Origin of the sequence: Thiocapsa roseopersicina (genome assembly GCF_900106925.1) — a bacterium.
In the GTDB taxonomy this organism is placed as follows: domain Bacteria; phylum Pseudomonadota; class Gammaproteobacteria; order Chromatiales; family Chromatiaceae; genus Thiocapsa; species Thiocapsa roseopersicina.
Map to the genome: position 1 here is coordinate 1 of NZ_FNNZ01000031.1, position 18,234 is coordinate 18,234.

General features: G+C 64.4%; 18 protein-coding genes. 10 read left to right on the plus strand and 8 right to left on the minus strand.

All coding sequences use genetic code 11. The features are described from left to right. Positions 1-169: 169 nt before the first annotated feature. The 7 genes from BLV04_RS21205 to metG form a co-directional block, all read right to left on the minus strand. On the minus strand, positions 170-892 hold the full coding sequence (locus tag BLV04_RS21205) for an electron transport complex subunit E (protein ID WP_093037319.1): 723 nt from the start codon (positions 890-892) through the stop codon (positions 170-172). Beyond that, positions 892-1,539 (minus strand): electron transport complex subunit RsxG, encoded by a 648-nt coding sequence (rsxG, locus tag BLV04_RS21210; protein ID WP_093037322.1) that lies wholly within the window; start codon positions 1,537-1,539, stop codon positions 892-894. Before rsxG ends, BLV04_RS21205 begins: the two co-directional genes overlap by 1 nt. Continuing rightward, positions 1,536-2,582, minus strand: coding sequence for an electron transport complex subunit RsxD (rsxD, locus tag BLV04_RS21215; RefSeq protein ID WP_093037324.1), 1,047 nt, complete (start codon positions 2,580-2,582; stop codon positions 1,536-1,538). The genes rsxG and rsxD overlap by 4 nt, the downstream gene beginning before the upstream one ends. A 111-nt stretch (positions 2,583-2,693) precedes the next feature. Next, positions 2,694-4,292 carry an electron transport complex subunit RsxC gene (gene rsxC / locus BLV04_RS21220; protein ID WP_093037327.1) on the minus strand — a complete coding sequence of 533 codons (1,599 nt, stop codon included), beginning with the start codon at positions 4,290-4,292 and terminating at the stop codon, positions 2,694-2,696. Positions 4,293-4,305: 13 nt separating this feature from the next. Further along, a complete protein-coding gene (gene rsxB, locus BLV04_RS21225; RefSeq protein ID WP_093037330.1) occupies positions 4,306-4,878 on the minus strand; it encodes an electron transport complex subunit RsxB in 573 nt (190 codons plus the stop codon). Positions 4,879-4,891: 13 nt separating this feature from the next. Beyond that, positions 4,892-5,473 (minus strand): electron transport complex subunit RsxA, encoded by a 582-nt coding sequence (rsxA, locus tag BLV04_RS21230; protein WP_007191813.1) that lies wholly within the window; start codon positions 5,471-5,473, stop codon positions 4,892-4,894. A 254-nt stretch (positions 5,474-5,727) separates the two neighbouring features. Then, positions 5,728-7,809 carry a methionine--tRNA ligase gene (gene metG / locus BLV04_RS21235; protein ID WP_093037333.1) on the minus strand — a complete coding sequence of 694 codons (2,082 nt, stop codon included), beginning with the start codon at positions 7,807-7,809 and terminating at the stop codon, positions 5,728-5,730. A gap of 245 nt (positions 7,810-8,054) precedes the next feature. Here metG and apbC point away from each other — a divergent pair, with 245 nt between their 5' ends. Then, positions 8,055-9,146: an iron-sulfur cluster carrier protein ApbC gene (apbC, locus tag BLV04_RS21240; RefSeq protein ID WP_093037336.1), complete on the plus strand. Its 1,092-nt coding sequence runs from the start codon at positions 8,055-8,057 to the stop codon at positions 9,144-9,146. A gap of 253 nt (positions 9,147-9,399) precedes the next feature. Then, positions 9,400-9,966, plus strand: a complete 567-nt coding sequence (gene dcd / locus BLV04_RS21245) for a dCTP deaminase (RefSeq protein WP_007191816.1) — start codon at positions 9,400-9,402, stop codon at positions 9,964-9,966. Between the two features lie 6 nt (positions 9,967-9,972). Here dcd and BLV04_RS21250 read toward each other — a convergent pair whose 3' ends face one another. Next, positions 9,973-11,199: a glycosyltransferase gene (locus BLV04_RS21250; RefSeq protein WP_093037403.1), complete on the minus strand. Its 1,227-nt coding sequence runs from the start codon at positions 11,197-11,199 to the stop codon at positions 9,973-9,975. 83 nt (positions 11,200-11,282) lie between these two features. Here BLV04_RS21250 and BLV04_RS21255 point away from each other — a divergent pair, with 83 nt between their 5' ends. From BLV04_RS21255 to BLV04_RS21290, 8 genes are all read left to right on the plus strand, one after another. Further along, complete coding sequence (locus BLV04_RS21255) at positions 11,283-11,681, plus strand: hypothetical protein (protein WP_093037339.1); 399 nt, start codon at positions 11,283-11,285, stop codon at positions 11,679-11,681. A 123-nt stretch (positions 11,682-11,804) separates the two neighbouring features. Then, positions 11,805-12,848, plus strand: a complete 1,044-nt coding sequence (locus BLV04_RS21260) for a PstS family phosphate ABC transporter substrate-binding protein (protein ID WP_093037341.1) — start codon at positions 11,805-11,807, stop codon at positions 12,846-12,848. Between the two features lie 85 nt (positions 12,849-12,933). Then, on the plus strand, positions 12,934-14,325 hold the full coding sequence (pstC, locus tag BLV04_RS21265; protein WP_093037343.1) for a phosphate ABC transporter permease subunit PstC: 1,392 nt from the start codon (positions 12,934-12,936) through the stop codon (positions 14,323-14,325). Beyond that, positions 14,318-15,625: a phosphate ABC transporter permease PstA gene (gene pstA, locus BLV04_RS21270; RefSeq protein WP_093037346.1), complete on the plus strand. Its 1,308-nt coding sequence runs from the start codon at positions 14,318-14,320 to the stop codon at positions 15,623-15,625. The genes pstC and pstA overlap by 8 nt, the downstream gene beginning before the upstream one ends. Positions 15,626-15,690: 65 nt before the next feature. After that, positions 15,691-16,554: a phosphate ABC transporter ATP-binding protein PstB gene (pstB, locus tag BLV04_RS21275; RefSeq protein ID WP_093037349.1), complete on the plus strand. Its 864-nt coding sequence runs from the start codon at positions 15,691-15,693 to the stop codon at positions 16,552-16,554. Continuing rightward, complete coding sequence (phoU, locus tag BLV04_RS21280; protein ID WP_093037352.1) at positions 16,554-17,318, plus strand: phosphate signaling complex protein PhoU; 765 nt, start codon at positions 16,554-16,556, stop codon at positions 17,316-17,318. Before pstB ends, phoU begins: the two co-directional genes overlap by 1 nt. A 93-nt stretch (positions 17,319-17,411) precedes the next feature. After that, positions 17,412-17,699, plus strand: a complete 288-nt coding sequence (locus BLV04_RS21285; protein ID WP_093037355.1) for an encapsulin-associated ferritin-like protein — start codon at positions 17,412-17,414, stop codon at positions 17,697-17,699. Between the two features lie 230 nt (positions 17,700-17,929). Further along, complete coding sequence (locus BLV04_RS21290; protein WP_093037359.1) at positions 17,930-18,232, plus strand: 4a-hydroxytetrahydrobiopterin dehydratase; 303 nt, start codon at positions 17,930-17,932, stop codon at positions 18,230-18,232. Positions 18,233-18,234 lie beyond the last annotated feature (2 nt).

Genomic DNA, 18,234 nt, shown 5'->3' on the forward strand with positions numbered 1-18,234 from the left:
GCTGCCTGAGCCTTCGTAAGAGTTTGAGTGTTTTTCAGGCCGCCGGGCGGTCACGGGCGGGTTTGTCTCCCGCGCAGAGCATCTTTCACGGTAACGGCTAACGGCTAACGGCTAACGGCTAACGGCTAACGGCTAACGGCTAACGGCTAACGGCTGGACGACCGCCGCCTCAGCCCGCCGCAGGAGCCGCCGCGCCGCCGGCGGGTGCCGCAACGACTGCGGCCTTGGCCTCTCGTTCAGCCGCGCGCCGCTTGACGCGCTTGTCGATCAGGTTTTTCAGCGCGATCAAGAGACCGAGGCCGATGAAGGCACCGGGCGGGAGGATCGCGATGAGAGCGCCCTGGAATCCTTCGCCTAGACTGATGCTGAGGCCGGACGCGGCCTGTCCCAGCAGAAGATTGGCCTGGTAGAAGAGGGTGCCCTGACCGAGGAACTCGCGCACGCCTCCCAGCGCGACCAGCACCAGCGTATAGCCGAGCCCCATCGCGATCGCATCGAGCAGTGCGCGGTCGACGCGATTCTTGGAGGCGAACGCCTCGGCCCGGCCGATGATGGCGCAGTTGGTCACGATCAGCGGAATGAAGAGCCCCAGCACCAGGTAGAGCTCGTAGAAATAGGCTTGGATGCTCAATTCGACCGCCGTGACGAAGGCTGCGATCACCAGCACGAAAACGGGCAATCGGACCTCCGGACGCACCAAGTCGCGGATCAGTGAAACGGTCACGTTGGAGAGGATGAGCACGGCCGTCGTGGCCAGGCCCATGCCCAGGCCGTTCGTCGCGCTGGTGGTGGTCGCGAGCAAGGGACAGAGCCCCAGCAGAGCGACGAGGGCTTGGTTGTTGTTCCAGAATCCGTCGCCGATGATGCTGCCGTAGGGTTGCGGTGCCGCCATCAGCCGGCCCCCTTCGCCGCGGTTGTCACGCCTTCGGCGGGCTCGAAGAGCGTGTCGCCCTGTTGTTGAACGTAGATGAGCGTGTTCTTCACCGCATGGACGATGGCGCGCGGCGTGATGGTCGCGCCGGTGAATTGATCGAATTCGCCTCCGTCGCGCTTCACGGCCCAGCCCTCGAGCGTCGGATTGGAGAGTGACTTGCCGTCGAAGCTCAACACCCAGTCGGACTTGCGTTCCTCGATCTTGTCGCCGAGTCCGGGCGTCTCGTGGTGAAACAAGACGCGCACCCCGCCGACGCTGCCGTCACGCAGGACCGACACCAAGAGCTGGATCGGACCGGCATAACCGTCCGGCACGACCGGGTCGAGGATGACCGCTGTGGGTTCGCCGGCCTTGCGCACGCGATAGACCCGCGTGTTCTCGGCGCCGAGCAGGTCTCGCGCACTGACCTGGATCAGATCCTCGAGCGGCTCGTTGTCGAACTGCCCTGCCGGGATGATGGATTCGAGCTTGCTCTGCATCGCGACCCGTTGGTTCTCGGCGATGCGCCCGTCCATCAGATGATGGGTCACGGCGACAAGTGCGACGCCGGTGACGGAGAAGGCGCTCAGCACGACGGCGGCCAGAATGATCGGTGCTTTCTTCATGGGTTTGCTCGGTTTCCGGTGTGCCCGAAGACCCTGGGCTGGGTGTAGTGGTCGATCGTCGGGGCGGCGATGTTCATCAACAAGACCGCGAAGGCGACGGCGTCCGGATAGCCGCCCCAGGTGCGGATCACGAACACCAGCAACCCGATCGAGGCCCCGAAGATGAGCTGCCCGGTCTTGGTCGTACAGGCGCTCACGGGATCCGTCGCGATGAAGAAGGCCCCCAAGATGGCCGCTCCGCTGAACAGATGGAAGGCCGGGAAGGGGTGGGTCGTCGGGTCGAGCAGCCAGAAGGCGCCTGCCGCGACGGCCAGCGCCGCCAGCATGGAGACCGGGATGTGCCAGGTAATGATGCGCCGCCACAGCAGGTAGACCCCGCCGAGCAGGAACCCGTTCGCGACCCATTCCCAGCCGCGCCCGCCGAAGTCACCCCACAGCGGACTGAGTCGAATCTCCTCGATGAGCATGCCTTGATCGAGCTTGCCGCGCATCTCGTCGAGCGGAGTCGCGGCGGAGATGGCATCCCACTCGACGCCGCTCGGCAGGGCGCCCCCGAAGATCAGACCCAGCGATTCCGTGAAGGAGACAGCATGCTCGGCCAGCATGTCGGGCGCCAGCCAGGTGGTCATGGCGACCGGGTAGGACACGAGCAGAAAGACGTAAGCGGCCATCGCCGGGTTGAAGGGGTTGTAGCCGATGCCTCCGTACAACTGTTTGACCAGAACGATGGCGAAGAGCATGCCGAGCAGGGTCATCCACCAAGGCAGCGTAGGCGGGACCGAGATGGCGAAGAGCACGGCCGTGACGACGGCGCTGTAGTCGCCGATCGCCGGAGCGATCGGGCGTCGGCGTACCCGCATGACCGCCGCCTCGGCGGCTACGGCCACCGTCACGGCGAGCGCGATGTTGATGAGCACGCCCCAGCCGAAGAACCAGATCATCGCCAGCACGCCGGGCACCAGGGCGAGCAGGACCTCCTGCATCACCCGGTCGACGCGGTTCGGCCGTGACCCGTGGGGCGAGGAGACGAGCACCGCGCTCATGTCCTTCCCCGCCGCGCTGCTGCGGCGTAGGGCAAGGCTGCAGCCGACCCTGCCGGCAAGCCGGGCCGCTCCGCGTCGCTCTCGGTCTTGCGGCTGGTGTGCCGGCCTGTCTTAAGCGTCATCGGTCTCCTCCGCCTTGGCGGCCGCGGCCTTCTTGGCCGCCGCGCGTTGTTTGGCCGCCTCGATCGCGGCCTTCTTCGCGTCCTGATCGGTTTGGCTCTTTCCGGGGCTCGCTTCGAGCGATTCCTTCTTCTGGCGCAGCCGGGCCTTGCGCTCGCGCTCCTGGCGTTCGATCCGAGCCTGCTTGGCTTCGTGGCGCAAGCGCGCGAGCTCGGCCTTGCGCTTGTCTTCTTCGCGTGCCCAAACCTCGTTCTTGGCGTACCGGTAGTACTGAACCAGCGGGATGTGGCTCGGACAGACCTGTGCGCAGCATCCGCATTCGATGCAGTCGAAGAGGTTGTAGTCCTGGACGCGATCGAGATCCTTCGCACGCGCATGCCAGTAAAGCTGTTGCGGCAGGAGCTTGGCCGGGCAGACCTCGGCACAGCGCCCGCAGCGGATACAGGCGAGCGCGGGCCCGGGGTCGGGTGCCTCCGCCTCGGTCAAGGCCAGCACGCAGTTGGCCGGCTTGGTGACCGGGATCTCGGGATGGGCGATCTCGAAACCCATCATGGGTCCGCCGCAGACGAGCTTGCGCGGGCGCTCGCGATAGCCGCCGCAGTGTGCGATCAGGTCCGACACGGGTGTGCCGATGCGAACCTCGAGGTTGCGCGGCTCGGCGATCGCCCGTCCGGTGACGGTGACGACGCGCGAGATCAGCGGGCGACCCTTGAGAACGGCGTCGGCGACCGCGGCAGCAGACCCGACGTTCTGGCAGACGATGCCGATCCGCGCCGGGATGGCGTGGGTCGGTACCTCTTCACCGGTGAGGATGCGAATGAGCTGCTTCTCCCCGCCGCTCGGGTAGAGTGTCGGGATGGAGCGGATTTCGGTATAGCCGCGCATGTCCGTCTCGGCGAGGGCGAAGTGCATGGCTTCGAACGCCTCGGGCTTGTTGTCCTCGATCCCGATCAGGATCCGCGGCTCGCCAAGCAAGTGATGCATGATCCGTGCGCCCGCGAGGATGTCGCCGGCGCGCTCGCGCATCAGCAGGTCGTCGCAGGTAATGTAGGGCTCGCACTCGGCCCCGTTGATGATCAGGGTGCGGATGCGTTGATCCGGGCCGGGGTTGAGCTTGACGCTGGTCGGAAACGAGGCGCCGCCGAGTCCGACGACGCCGGCCCAGCGGATGCGCTCGCGAATCTCGGTCGGGTCCAGCTGCGCGTATTGCGTCATCCGCTCCGGCAGTTCGGCCCAGGTGTCCTCGCCGTCGGTCTCGATGACGGCGCAGAGCGCGGAGAGCCCCGAGGGGTGCGGGACCGGATGCGGTTCGATCGCGACCAGGGTTCCCGAGCTCGAGGCATGGATGCAGGCGCTGACATAGCCTTCGGCCTGCGCCAAAAGCTGGCCCTTGAGAACGCGTTCGCCCACGTTGACGACCGGCCGGGCGGTCGCCCCGATATGCTGCTGCAGCGGGATCACGAGGCGCTTGGGCAGCGGCATGACCTCCACGGCGCGGCCGTTCGAGAGCGCCTTCTCGTCGGGCACATGGATCCCGCCGTGGAACGTCCACAAGCGATCGCGGCGCAGGAGTGATTGGATGGCTGCCATGGCAGGGCTCCGGTCAGGCTGCCTCGGTCTCCCGCTCGGGCGATTCCGTGCGGGACCTGGGCTCGCTGGACGGATAGGGCCAGCGCCAATGGGGGATGTCGGTGGCGATCGGCACCATATGGATGCATTCCACCGGGCAGGGCGGCAGACAGAGCTCGCAGCCCGTACATTCGGCGGCGATGATGCCGTGGAGCTGCTTGGCGGCCCCGACGATGGCGTCGACCGGGCAGGCTTGCAGACACAGGGTGCAGCCAATGCAGGTCAGGGGGTCGATCACGGCGACCGAAGGCGGTTTCTCTTCGACCTCGAGTGCGGCGGGCTCGCGCCCGAGCAGGTCCGCCAAGGCGAGCAGGGTTGCTTCCCCGCCGGGGATGCACTTGTTGATCTCGTCCTCGCCGCGGGCCAGGGCCTCGGCATAGGGTCGGCATCCGGGGTGGCCGCATTGGCCGCACTGGGTTTGCGGCAGGAGCGCATCGATCTGATCGGCGATCGGGTTGCCTTCGACGCGAAAGCGGATGGCCGAGTAGCCGAGCAGCAGTCCGAGGACGGCGGAGAGTGCGGTCATGGCGAGGATGGCGGTCAACATGGCGATCGTCCGGTCAGCTCGACACGAGCCCGGCGAATCCCATGAAGGCCAGAGACATCAGGCCCGCGGTGATCAGGGCAATGGCGCTGCCCTGGAAAGGCTCCGGGACATCGCCGACCGCGACACGCTCGCGTACCGCGGCGAACAGTGTGAGCACGAGCGAGAAGCCGACTGCCGCACCGAACCCGTAAAGCGTCGCCTCGACCAGGCTGCGCTCGGCCTGCAGGTTCAGCAAGGCAACGCCGAGCACGGCGCAGTTGGTGGTGATGAGCGGCAGAAAGATCCCCAGCACCTGATAGAGCAGCGGGCTGGTCTTGCGCATGATCGTCTCGGTGAACTGCACCACCGCGGCGATCACCACGATGAAGGCGATGATGCGCAGATACTCGATGCCGAGCGGCACCAGCATGTACTCGTTCACGAGCCAGGAGGTCACGGAGGAGAGCGTCATCACGAAGGTCGTCGCCAGACCCATGCCCGCGGCCGTCTCGAGCTTCTTCGAGACGCCCATGAAGGGGCAGAGTCCGAGGAACTTCACCAGCACGAAGTTGTTGACCAACACGGTGCCGATCAGGATGAGCGCGTATTCAGTCATGCTCTCTTTGGCTTCGGGGCGTGCGACGGGCGGTTGATGCGCTGTAGGTGCGCGAAACGGGTCGCGAAATGCTGCAAGCGCGAAATCGCCGAAGGATACGCCTCGGGGGCGGTTTGCTACAACACCGGGACTGAAGGGTTATCGGGGGATCGCCTCCGGCGTCCAGCCTCCAGCCTCCAGCCTTTAGCGCAACTTGTGCCTTCTATCGTCGGCACAACCGGGTTGCCCTCGGTCCGCAGGCTGCGATCTCCGGTCTACTTCACCCGCATTCCGGGCTCGGCTCCCGCGTCGGGGCTCAGAATGAAGATGTCTTTGCCGCCGGGACCGGCGGCGAGCACCATGCCCTCGGAGACGCCGAAGCGCATCTTGCGGGGGGCGAGGTTGGCAACCATGACCGTCAACCGGCCTTCCAGGTCGCTCGGGTCGTAGGCCGAGCGGATCCCGGCGAAGACCGTGCGGGTCTCGCCGCCGAGATCCAGCTCCAGCTTCAGGAGCTTGTCGGCGCCCTCGACCACAGCGGCCGAGCGGATCCGGGCGATGCGTAGATCGAGTTTGCCGAAGGTCTCGATGTCGATCGTCTCGGCAATCGGCTGTCCGCTCAGGTGCTTGCTCGACTCATCCATGGCCGCCGGCGGCGGTGCCGTCGTGCTCAGGTCTTCCTTGGATGCCTCCAGCATGGCCTCGATATGGGCCGGCTCGACGCGGGTCATCAGCGGCTTGAAGGGGGCGATCTCATGGTCGAGCAAGGGCTCGGCGATCGCGTCCCAGGTCAGCGGCTCGACCTGCATGAAGGCTTCCGAATCGGCGGCGGTCCCCGGCAGGATCGGGCGTAGATAGCCGATCAGGATCCGGAAGAGGTTGATGCCCATCGAGCAGACCGCCTGAAGATCGGCCTCTCGAGCCGGGTCTTTCGCGATCACCCAAGGCGCCTGCTCGTCGATGTATTGATTGGCGCGGTCGGCCAGCGCCATGATCTCGCGCACGGCGCGGCTGAGTTCGCGTCGCTCGTAGGCGAGGGCGATGGATTCGCCGGCCTGCACGAAATCGGCATGGAGCTGCGGATCGGCCAGGGTCGGCGAGAGTCTGCCCGCAAAGCGCTTGGCGATGAACCCGGCGCTGCGGCTGGCGATGTTCACGACCTTGCCGACCAGATCCGAGTTTACGCGTGCGGTGAAGTCCTGGAGATTCAGATCGATGTCGTCGACGCCCGGCCCGAGCTTGGCCGCGAAGTAGTAGCGCAGATATTCGGGATTGAGATGATCCAGATAGGTGCGGGCCTTGATGAAGGTCCCGCGCGACTTGGACATCTTCTGTCCGTCGACCGTCAGGAAGCCGTGTGCAAAGACCGCGGACGGCGTGCGGAAGTCCGCACCGTGCAGCATCGCCGGCCAGAAGAGGGCATGGAAGTAGATGATGTCCTTACCGATGAAGTGATAGAGCTCGGCGGCGGAGTCCCGGGCCCAGAACCGATCGAAGTCCAATCCGGCGGCGCGCCCGCGGGGGCTTTCGCAGAGATTCAGGAAGCTCGCCATGTAGCCGATCGGGGCATCGAGCCAGACATAGAAGAACTTGCCCGGATGGTCCGGGATCTCGAAGCCGAAGTAGGGCGCGTCGCGCGAGATGTCCCATTCCTGCAGGCCGGCGTCGAACCACTCGTCGAGCTTGTTCGCGACCTGCGCCTGCAGACCGCCGCCGCGGGTCCAGTCGCGCAGCATCGGCTCGAAGTCGCCGAGGCGGAAGAAATAGTGGTCCGATTCGCGCTGCTCGGGCACGGCGCCCGAGACCGCCGAGCGCGGGTTCTTCAGCTCGTTCGGCGAATAGCTCGCCCCGCAGACCTCGCAGTTGTCGCCGTACTGGTCCGGTGCGCCGCACTTGGGACACTCGCCCTTGATGAAGCGATCGGGCAGGAACATCTCCTCGACCGGGTCGTAGGCTTGGGTGATGGTGCGCCGGCTGATGTGGCCTTTGTCCCGGTTGCGTTCGTAGATGAGGTTGGCGAAGTGGCGGTTCTCATCCGAGTGCGTCGAGTGATAGTTGTCGAAACCCACCCGGAAGGCCGCGAAATCCGCCGCGTGCTCCTCGGCGACCCGCGCGATCAGTGCCTCGGGCGTGATGCCTTCCTGGCGAGCGCGCAACATGATGGGCGTGCCGTGGGCGTCGTCGGCGCAGACATACCAGCAGGCGTGCCCGCGCATCTTCTGGAAACGCACCCAGATATCGGTCTGGATATATTCGACCAGATGGCCGATGTGGATCGGCCCGTTGGCGTAGGGCAGTGCGCTGGTGACCAGAATGTCTCGGGGGCTGCCGCCCCGGATGTCGCGGGTTTGACTCATGGATGGGCTCAAGTGGCTCGGCTTTAGGGTCTCGAACGATGTCCCAGTATCTCACGGCCCGTCGCGCTCCGGACAGAGCGGCCCCGGCCGGCCGGTTTCATGTCGAGACTTGATTTAAGGCATGTCCACACCAAAAGTCGGAGGGAACTTTTCCGATCCCGGGCGCATCATCGCAGCCCATCGAAAAGCATCTGTCTTACGTGACCCGGCAGCGCCGGGCGCATCCATCTATCCTGGAGTACCTCATGTCCGAACCCACGAAAGAAGCCGTCGAAGCCGCCATCAAGGGCTACAAGGAACCCCATCTCGGGCGCGATCTCGTGGCGGCGCATTCGATCAAGGGCATCGAGATCGAGGGCGGTCAGGTCCGCATCAAGGTCGTCTTGGGGTTCCCGGCCAAGACCATCTGCGCCGGCATCGCCAAGACGCTCGAAGAGGCTGTTCTCAAGGTCGAGGGCGTCGAGATGGTGCAGGTCGACGTGACCTGGGAGATCAAGTCGCACTCCGTTCAAAAGTCGCTCAAGCCGATCGACAACATCAAGAACATCATCGCCGTGGCGTCGGGAAAAGGCGGCGTGGGCAAGTCTACGACTGCCGTCAACCTCGCGCTTGCGTTGTCGGCCGAAGGCGCGAGCGTGGGCATCCTGGACGCCGACATTTACGGCCCGTCCCAGCCGCGCATGCTCGGTATCTCGGGCAAGCCCGAGTCCAAGGACGGCAAGAGTCTGGAGCCGATGAACGCCTACCACCTCCAAGCCATGTCCATCGGCTTCCTCATCGACGAAGAGACGCCGATGATCTGGCGCGGTCCGATGGTCACACAGGCCCTGGAGCAGCTGCTCAACGACACCAATTGGTCGGATCTCGACTACCTCGTCATCGACCTTCCGCCGGGGACGGGCGACACCCAGCTGACCCTCGCGCAAAAGGTGCCGGTCTCGGGCGCCGTGATCGTCACCACTCCCCAGGACATCGCCCTGCTCGACGCGCGCAAGGGTCTGAAGATGTTTCAGAAGGTCGAGGTTCCGGTGCTTGGCATCGTCGAGAACATGAGCACCCACATCTGCTCTGCCTGCGGTCACGAGGAGCACATCTTCGGCGAAGGTGGCGGGCAGAAGATGTCCGAGCAGTACGGAATCGATCTCCTCGGCTCGCTTCCGCTGAACGGCCACATCCGCGAGGAGACCGACAACGGCAAACCGACCGTGGTCGCCCAGCCGGATTCGCGCGTTGCCGAGATCTATCGCGAGATCGCCCGCAAGACCGCGGCGAAGCTGTCGTTGCAAGCCAAGGATTATGCTTCGAAATTCCCGCGGATCGTGATCCAGAACAACTAAACTGCGCCTTTTGGGGTATGCGAGGGCCGAGTTTGTTTCGGCCTCGTAGGCTCATGTGAGTGTCGTGCCGGGCGCAGTTTAGGATTTTTCGCCACTTGATTGATGCGAGCTGCCCGGTGAAACGCCGCCGTTCTGCGTTACCCTACTGCTCCGCTTGTTTGACAGACGGTCTTGCCGTCTTGCCGAGCCGGCTTGTTGTGCTCGGCTCCGCGGTGTAGCCTTTCCGGCTTTGCGCGCATACCGAGATTTCGCGATGGCCATCAAGTCCGACCGTTGGATCCGCCGAATGGCCGAAGAAGGCGGCATGATCGATCCCTTCGAGCCCGTTCAGGTCCGCGAAGGCGAGCAGGGGCGGGTCATCTCCTACGGAACGTCGAGCTACGGCTACGACGTGCGCTGCGCCGACGAGTTCAAGATCTTCACGAACATCAACTCGGCCATCGTCGATCCCAAGAACTTCGACTCCAACGGATTTGTGGATCTCAAGTCCGACGTCTGCATCATCCCTCCGAACTCGTTTGCGCTGGCGCGCACGGTCGAATATCTCCGTATCCCGCGGAATGTATTGACGATTTGTCTCGGAAAAAGCACGTATGCGCGTTGCGGCATCATCGTGAATGTTACGCCTTTGGAGCCTGAATGGGAGGGCCATGTGACCCTGGAGTTCTCCAACACCACGCCGTTGCCGGCGAAGATCTACGCGAACGAAGGCGTGGCTCAGATCCTCTTTTTCGAGTCGGACGAGGTCTGCGAGACCTCGTACAAGGACCGCGGCGGCAAATATCAGGGCCAGCGCGGTGTGACCTTGCCGAAGTCGTGATGTCCGCTAAACCGCGTCGTCTGTCTTCGGGGTTGATTGAAGCACCGGATCCGTCGCCTGATTGCGCACCCGCCGCTCGATGACCTGTCCGTAGAACTGCAGCATCCGCTCCGCGAGGACGGGAGCCGACCAGGACCGGGCGTGCTCGATCGCCTCGACGGCGAGTCGCGCACGCAGCGCGGGATCCGTGAGTAACCGGACCGTCTTCTCGGCGAAATCGGTCTCGTCGTCCTCCGCGATCAGCGATCCGCCGCCGCCCGCCAGCACCTCCTTGGTGCCCATCACCGCCGTCGAGACCACGGGCACGCCCAGCGCCATGGCCTCCAGGAGCACGAGACCTTGGGTTTCCGTCTTCGAGGCGAAGACGAAGGCGTCCCCCGCGCAGTAGCAGTCTTCCAGGGAGCCGTCGCGCTCCAGATACCCCGTGAACATGGTGTTGTCGACCAGCCCGAGATGGTTCGCCAGGGTCTGAAGTCGACGGTGTGCCGGACCCTCGCCGGCGATGACCAGGAGCACGTCCGGGACCTGTGCCTTGACGCGCGCGAGCATCCGCAGGATGAAATCGATGTTCTTCTCGAAGGCGAGGCGGCTGACATGGACCAGAAGGGGGCGCGTGGACGGGATGCCCCGAGTGTTTCGGAAGCGAGCGCCGTCGCCTTGGCTGAATTGGACCAGCTCGATTCCGGTCGGGATGACCGTCGCGGGCGTCTGCACACCGTAGCCTTTCAGGACCTCGAGCATGGCGTGCGAGGGCACCGCCAGTGCGTCGACATCGTTGCACTGGGCGGTCGAGAAGTCGCGCGCGAGCCGCTGCATCCAGGCGGCGGGGACGAAGGGGACATAGTGGTGGAGGTACTGCTCGAAGAAGGTGTGGTAGCTTTCCACCACCGGGACACCCAGTCGCTTGGCGATCCCGAGGCCCAAATAGTGGGCGAAGAAAGGCGTCTGGATGTGCACCAGATCGTATCCGCGGCTCGCCAGCATGCGGTCGTGGCGACGGACCTCGCGCGGGCGCAGCATGCGATCTTCGGGGTCGATCACCAGATAGCGCGAAGGGATGCGCAGAACCTCGAACGGCTCCGACGCGGATTCGCCCCCGGCCGCCGAATAATCCGGCGCGATCAGTGTGACCTCATGTCCTTTTTCGACGAACTCCCGCGCAAACGTCTGAATCGACGTCGATACGCCCGTGATGCGAGGGAAATAGACGTCCGAGATCATCAGGATGCGCATGAGATGGACTTGCGGGCTGTCGGCAAATCGGCGAATCATACCCGCAGTCGATCACCAAGCCCATCCAATGAAGGATTCATGATATGACCGATCGTTTGCGCCCGAGCTCGCCTTGTGGGCCGATGTTTCCGATCCTGCTCGGCGTTGTACTGGCTGTCGGACCGTTCGGGAGCGCACGCGCCGCCGGTGCGCCCGTGCTCTGGGGCGCGGGCGTGAAGCCGTGCACCGATTTCCTGGCCACCGCACCGGCCGATCCGACCGCGCAGGCGATCGCGGGCGAGGGCTATCGACGCTACCAAGAGTGGCTGTCGGGGCTCGTCACCGGCTTGAATCTCGCAACGGGGCGCGACGTGCTGAAAGGCGCCGAGCTCGATGCGGCGATGATCCGTATCCGGGCCAACTGCGAGCGCCACCCGACCGACGACTTCTTCAACGCCGCCATGCGTTTGGTCCGATCGCTCGGCGAGCCGAACAAGAATTGACCCTCGCGTCGGCGGCGCCCGCCGCGGCGTCGTCATCGAATCGTCACATGAACTTCATACAATCGGCATGATGCAACGTCACAATTCGGGCTCGCTTATCAACGCCCTCCCGGAGGTCATGTCATGAACAAGACTCTTATCGCCGCAGCGGTCACACTCGCCGCGGCCTCTCTTTCGGCCCAGGCGATGGCCCGTGATTCCATCTGGATCGCCGGCTCCTCGACGGTCTTCCCCTTCTCCACCGCGGTCGCCGAGACCTTCGGGCGAGAGTCGTCCTTCCCTACGCCCAAGGTCGAGTCCTTGGGCACCGGCGGCGGCTTCAAGCTCTTCTGCTCGGGCGTCGGTGTCGACAAGTCCGACATCAGCAACGCCTCGCGCGCCATCAAACTCTCGGAGTTCGAGCAGTGTCAGGCCAACGGCGTGACCGAGATCACCGAGGTGAAGATCGGATACGACGGGATCGCCATCGCCAACTCCAAATCCGGCCCGACGATCGACCTGACCCTCGGCGAGCTCTGGCAGGCACTGGCCAAGGACGTCCCGAACGACGCCGGCGAGCTGGTTCCGAACCCCTACAAGAAGTGGAGCGAGATCAACAAGGATCTGCCCGATGTCGCGATCGAGGTCTTGGGGCCGCCGCCCACGTCCGGCACCCGCGATGCCTTCGTTGAGTTGGCGATGGAAGGCGGCTGCGACAGCTTCGATTCCGTCAAGGCGCTCAAGAAGGACGACAAGGACAAGCACAAGGCGGTCTGTCACGGCATCCGTGAAGACGGCGTATTTGTCGAGGCCGGCGAGAACGACAACCTGATCGTCCAGAAGCTGGTCGCCAACCCCAATGCATTGGGTATCTTCGGTTACAGCTTCCTTGATCAGAATGCCGACAAGGTACAGGGTGCGAAGATCGCCGGCGTCGAGCCGACCTTCGAGACCATCGCCGACGGCTCCTACCCGGTCTCGCGCTCGATCTATTTCTACGTTAAGAACGCCCATGTCGGCACCATTCCCGGTATCCAGGAATACGTCGCCGAGTTCACCAACGATAAGGCGTGGGGTCCCGAGGGTTATCTGGCCGACAAGGGTCTGATCCCGCTGCCCGACGACATGCGCTCCAGTGTGGCCGAGCAGGCTCAGGCGCTCACGCCGATGGCGGCTCCCGCCAAGTAAGCGGCCTCGCTCGGCAGAGCGAGTCCGACCGGTCAGCGGCCTTCGGGCCGCTGGCGTGTTTTCCCCGCCACGGCACAGCACTTCCATGCATTCATCGACGTTACTGATCGTGTTGCTCGGGTTGATGGCCTTCGCCTACCACTTCGGGCGTAAACGTGCCATCTCGACCGCGGGCGGAGTCGCGCGAATCAGCACGCTGCACTCGCTCCCCGCCTACTACGGGCTCTACGCAGCACTCTGGGCCGGGATCCCGGCCTTGCTGCTGATGGGGCTCTGGATCGGCTTCCAGAACGAGATCCTCATCTCGATCGTCAAATCGGAGCTGCCCCCGGCGATCCTGGACGGGATGTCTTCCGGTCAGATCGGCTTGGTGGTGAACGACATCAAGAATCTCGCCTCCGGGGCGATCGTCTCCGGCGCCGTGACGCCCGAGATGCAGGCCGCCGCGGATCGCTACACCCAGCTCGATCACATCGCCCGCTGGGCCATGTGGCTCGCCGTGCTCGCGCTCGCCGTCGGAGGCATGGCCTATGCCTGGGCCAAGACGAAGCCGACCATGCGGGCGCGCAACCGAGTCGAGACCATCTTCATGGTCATCCTGGTGATCTTCTCGTCGATCGCCATTCTGACGACGCTCGGGATCATCCTTTCGGTGCTGTTCGAGTCGCTGCGCTTCTTCCAATCCGTTTCGCCGCTCGACTTCTTCTTCGGCACGCTCTGGAGCCCGCAGACCGCGCTGCGTGCCGATCAGGTCGGCGCCTCGGGTGCCTTCGGCGCCGTGCCGCTCTTCACCGGGACCCTCATGGTCTCGGCGATCGCCATGTTGGTGGCGGTGCCGATCGGGCTCATGTCCGCCATCTATCTGTCCGAATACGCGCCGCGTAACGTTCGCGCTTACGCCAAGCCGACGCTCGAGGTGCTTGCCGGTGTTCCGACCGTGGTTTACGGATTCTTTGCCGCACTGACCGTCGCGCCCGTCATCCGGGAGCTCGGCATGTCCATGGGCCTGAACGTCGCATCCGAGAGCGCACTCGCTGCCGGACTCGTCATGGGGATCATGATCATCCCCTTCGTGTCGTCCTTGTCGGAGGATGTGATCAATGCCGTTCCTCAGGCGATGCGCGACGGCTCCTACGCCCTAGGGGCGACCCAGTCGGAGACGATCCGGCGGGTCATCATCCCGGCGGCGCTGCCCGGCATCGTCGGCGGAATCCTCTTGGCCGTGTCGCGGGCGATCGGCGAGACCATGATCGTGGTGATGGCCGCCGGTCTCGCGGCCAACATGACCGCCAACCCGCTCGACAGCGTCACGACGGTCACCGTCCAGATCGTCACCCTGCTGACCGGCGATCAGGAATTCGACAGTCCCAAGACGATGGCGGCCTTCGCGCTGGGTCTGACCCTCTTCGTCGTCACCCTGACGCTCAACGTGATCGCCCTTCAGATCGTGCGCAAGTACCGGGAACAATATGAATAATGCGCGTGCGGCCGGTGCCCCGCCTCAACGCACCATCGACATCGTCAATGCCAGTCTGAAACGACGCTATGCCAAGGAGCGACGCTTCCGTCTGCTCGGCGCGAGTGCCGTGGTGTTGGGCTTGTTGTTCGTCGCCCTGCTGTTCGCCGATATCGTCGGCAAGGGCTACACGGCCTTTCAGCAGACCTACATCCAGATGCCCATCACCTTCGATGCCTCCGTCATCGATCCGGAGGGCACGCGCAGCCCCGAGACACTGCAACGGGCCAACTATGCCGCTCTGATTCGACAGGGCCAGCGCGAGATCTTCCCCGACGTCAAGGATCGTCGTGCGACACGTACATTGGCGTCGATGATCAGCGTGGGTTCCGCCTCGCATCTGCGCGACATGGTCATCGCCGATCCCGACCTGATCGGGACCACGCGCGAGGTCTGGCTGCTTGCGGACGACGACATCGATATGCTGGTCAAGGGTCATATCGACCGCAGTGCCCCGGAGAGCGATCGGCGCGTGAAAGACCAAACCGTGGGATGGGTCGAGCGCTTGGAGTCCGAGGGGCGCATCGAGAAGCGCTTCAACACGATCTTCTTTACCCACGGAACCTCGCGAGAGCCCGAGCTCGCGGGGATCGCGGGCGCGCTCATGGGATCCTTCTACACCCTGGCGTTGACCCTGCTCTTCTCCTTCCCGATCGGGGTCGGCGCGGCGCTTTATCTCGAGGAGTTCGCGCCCAAGAACCGCTGGACCGATCTGATCGAGGTCAACATCAACAATCTGGCTGCGGTCCCCTCGATCGTGTTCGGGCTCCTGGGTCTCGCGGTCTTCATCGGTATCTTCGGCGTACCGCGCTCCACACCCTTGGTTGCGGCCTTGGTTCTGAGCTTGATGACCCTGCCGACGATCATCATCGCCAGCCGCGCGGCACTGAAGTCGGTCCCGCCCTCGATCCGCGAGGCGGCGTTGGGCGTGGGCGCATCGCCCCTGCAGACACAGCTGCATCATGTCCTGCCGCTGGCGATGCCCGGCATGCTGACCGGGACCATCATCGGGATGGCGCAGGCGCTCGGCGAGACCGCCCCGCTGCTGATGATCGGCATGATCGCCTTCATCGTCGATATTCCGAGCGGCTTCACTTCGCCCTCGACGGTGCTGCCGGTGCAGATCTTCCTCTGGGCCGACAGCCCCGAGCGCGCTTTTGTCGAGCGCACATCTGCGGCCATCATGGTTCTGCTCGCCTTCCTGATCCTGATGAACCTGACCGCGGTCCTGCTGCGTCGTCGCTTCGAACGGCGTTGGTAGGCGCGCCTCCACACATTACCGGATCCCAACGTCGAAGGGCGTTGGGGATACACTTGAGGTCAGTCATGAGCACCACGGTTGATGAGATGAGTCGACGCACCGGCGCGATGAGCTCGGCGGAGTTGGCCGGAGAACGCGAGTCGCGTGCGACGGTCGGGGATGTCACGGTTGCGAACCCGCGCATGGTTTGCCGCGGCGTCGACGTCTGGTACGGCGCCAAACAAGCCATCAAGGGCGTGAGCCTGGATATCGGCAAGAACGAGGTCGTCTCCATGATCGGGCCCTCGGGCTGCGGCAAGTCGACCTTCCTGCGCTGCCTGAACCGCATGAACGACACCATCGATGGTTGTCGCGTCACCGGATCCATCCAGCTCGACGGTCGGGACATCTACGACAAGGGGCTCGACCCGGTGCCGCTGCGCGCACAGGTCGGGATGGTCTTCCAGAAGCCGAACCCCTTCCCCAAGTCGATCTACGAGAACGTCGCCTACGGTCCGCGTATCCACGGCCTCACCAACAACAAGGCCGAGCTCGACGAGCTGGTCTCGGCCAGTCTTCAGAAGGCCGGTCTCTGGAACGAGGTCAAGGATCGTCTCGATCAGCCGGGTACGGGGCTTTCGGGCGGACAGCAGCAGCGGCTCTGCATCGCGCGCACCATTGCGGTTTCGCCCGAGGTGATCCTGATGGACGAGCCCTGCTCGGCGCTCGATCCGATCGCCACCGCCATCATCGAGGAGCTGATCGACGAGCTGCGGGCCAACTACAGCATCGCCATCGTCACTCACTCGATGCAGCAGGCCGCCCGCGTCTCGCAACGCACCGCCTATTTCCATCTCGGGGACCTGATCGAGGTCGGCGAGACCAATCAGATCTTCACGAACCCCAAGCACAGGTTGACCGAGGACTACATCACGGGGCGGTTCGGCTGATGGCCGGCGAGAACAGCCTCACGCCCGCGGGCGACATCGCGGGCGGTCACACGGTTCGCCGTTACGACCAAGAGCTCGCGAAGCTGCGCGGGATCATCCTCGACATGGGGCAACGGGTCATCGAGCAGACCCAAGCCGCCGTTGCCGCGGTCGTGGACGGCGAAGAGACCCAGGCGTACCGCGTTCTCGATCGCGAGCCGCAGATCGATTTTCTCTCGCTTGATGCGGACGAGGAGATCTTCCGGGTCATCGCCCGTCGTCAGCCGACCGCGGTCGATCTGCGCATCGTGCTCGCGCTCTCCCGGATCGCCGGCGACGTCGAGCGGGCAGGGGACAAGGCGGTGCGCATTGCCCGTCAATCATTGGTCCTGCGTGAAAGCGGCATCGGCCCAGGCGGCATCCCGTCGGATGCACTCAAGGAGTTGCTCCGACGCCTCGACGACCACGCCTGCTGCATGTTCGAGCGCAGCATCCAGGCCGTCGCCGGCTTCGACGTGGAGCTCGCGCTCGGCGTCTTCGAAGACGAGCCGCGACTCTTCGACGCCTCCGACGAGGCACGCGATTTCCTCGGCCAAGAGGATCTCGCCGGATTCACGCCCCGCCAGATCGTCTGTCTCTTGACCAGCGCGCACGCCCTGGAGCGCATCGGCAACCACGCCTCCAATATCGCCGAGCAGGTCATCTATGTGTCCGAGGGCAAGGACATCCGCTACCGCAATCGCGAGATCCTGATCGAGACGCTGCGTCGCGACCGCGCGTCCTAGGCGGCGGTTGTGTTTCGCCGCTGCACGGCCGACAATCGACGGGGTGCGGACGATGCGCACGACCGGTCAACCAAACGATTCGGAGAAGTGTCAATGGCGAACGAGGGCTACCACGAGCCGACCGAAGAGCTGTCCGACGAGACCAGGGACATGCACCGGGCCATCATCTCGCTGATGGAAGAGCTCGAAGCGGTCGATTGGTACAACCAGCGGGTCGACGCCTGCAAGGACGAGGATCTGAAGGCGATCCTGGCGCACAACCGCGACGAGGAAAAGGAGCATGCGGCCATGGTGCTCGAATGGATTCGTCGCAAGGACGCCACGTTCGACAAGGAGCTGAAGGACTATCTCTTCACCGAGAAACAGATCGCCCATCACTAACTGAACCGCGTCCGGGGATTCATGTCCGGGCGGCGCGAGTCGTCTGTTCGAGGCCATCACGACTCTTGGCGGCGACGCGGTTCAGGTGAAAGCAGCGAACGGTTTTAAGATGGAGATGTTTTGCCTCTTGAACCGCGTCCGCTCCAACATTCGGGGGTTCATGTGAAGCGTCACACGTCCTCGCGCGGCACACGTCGAGCCGAACGCGGTTCAACCCGGCACGGTTCAACATGAGCCGCGCCAAGCTCGATTCCGAAGCGATCGCGAGGGCGCTCTCGGAGCTCAATGCCTCCGCCGCGGCACCGTGGAGTGTGGCCGAGGGTAAGCTGCACAAGGCATTTCAGTTCAAGGACTTCGTCGATGCATTCGGCTTCATGAGTCGGGTCGCGCTGGTGGCCGAGTCGATGGATCATCACCCCGAGTGGAGCAACGTCTACAGTCGGGTCGTCGTCGACCTCTCGACCCACGACGCGGACGGGATCACCGTACTGGATTTCACGCTGGCGAGCCGGATCGAGGCTCTGAGCGGTTAGGC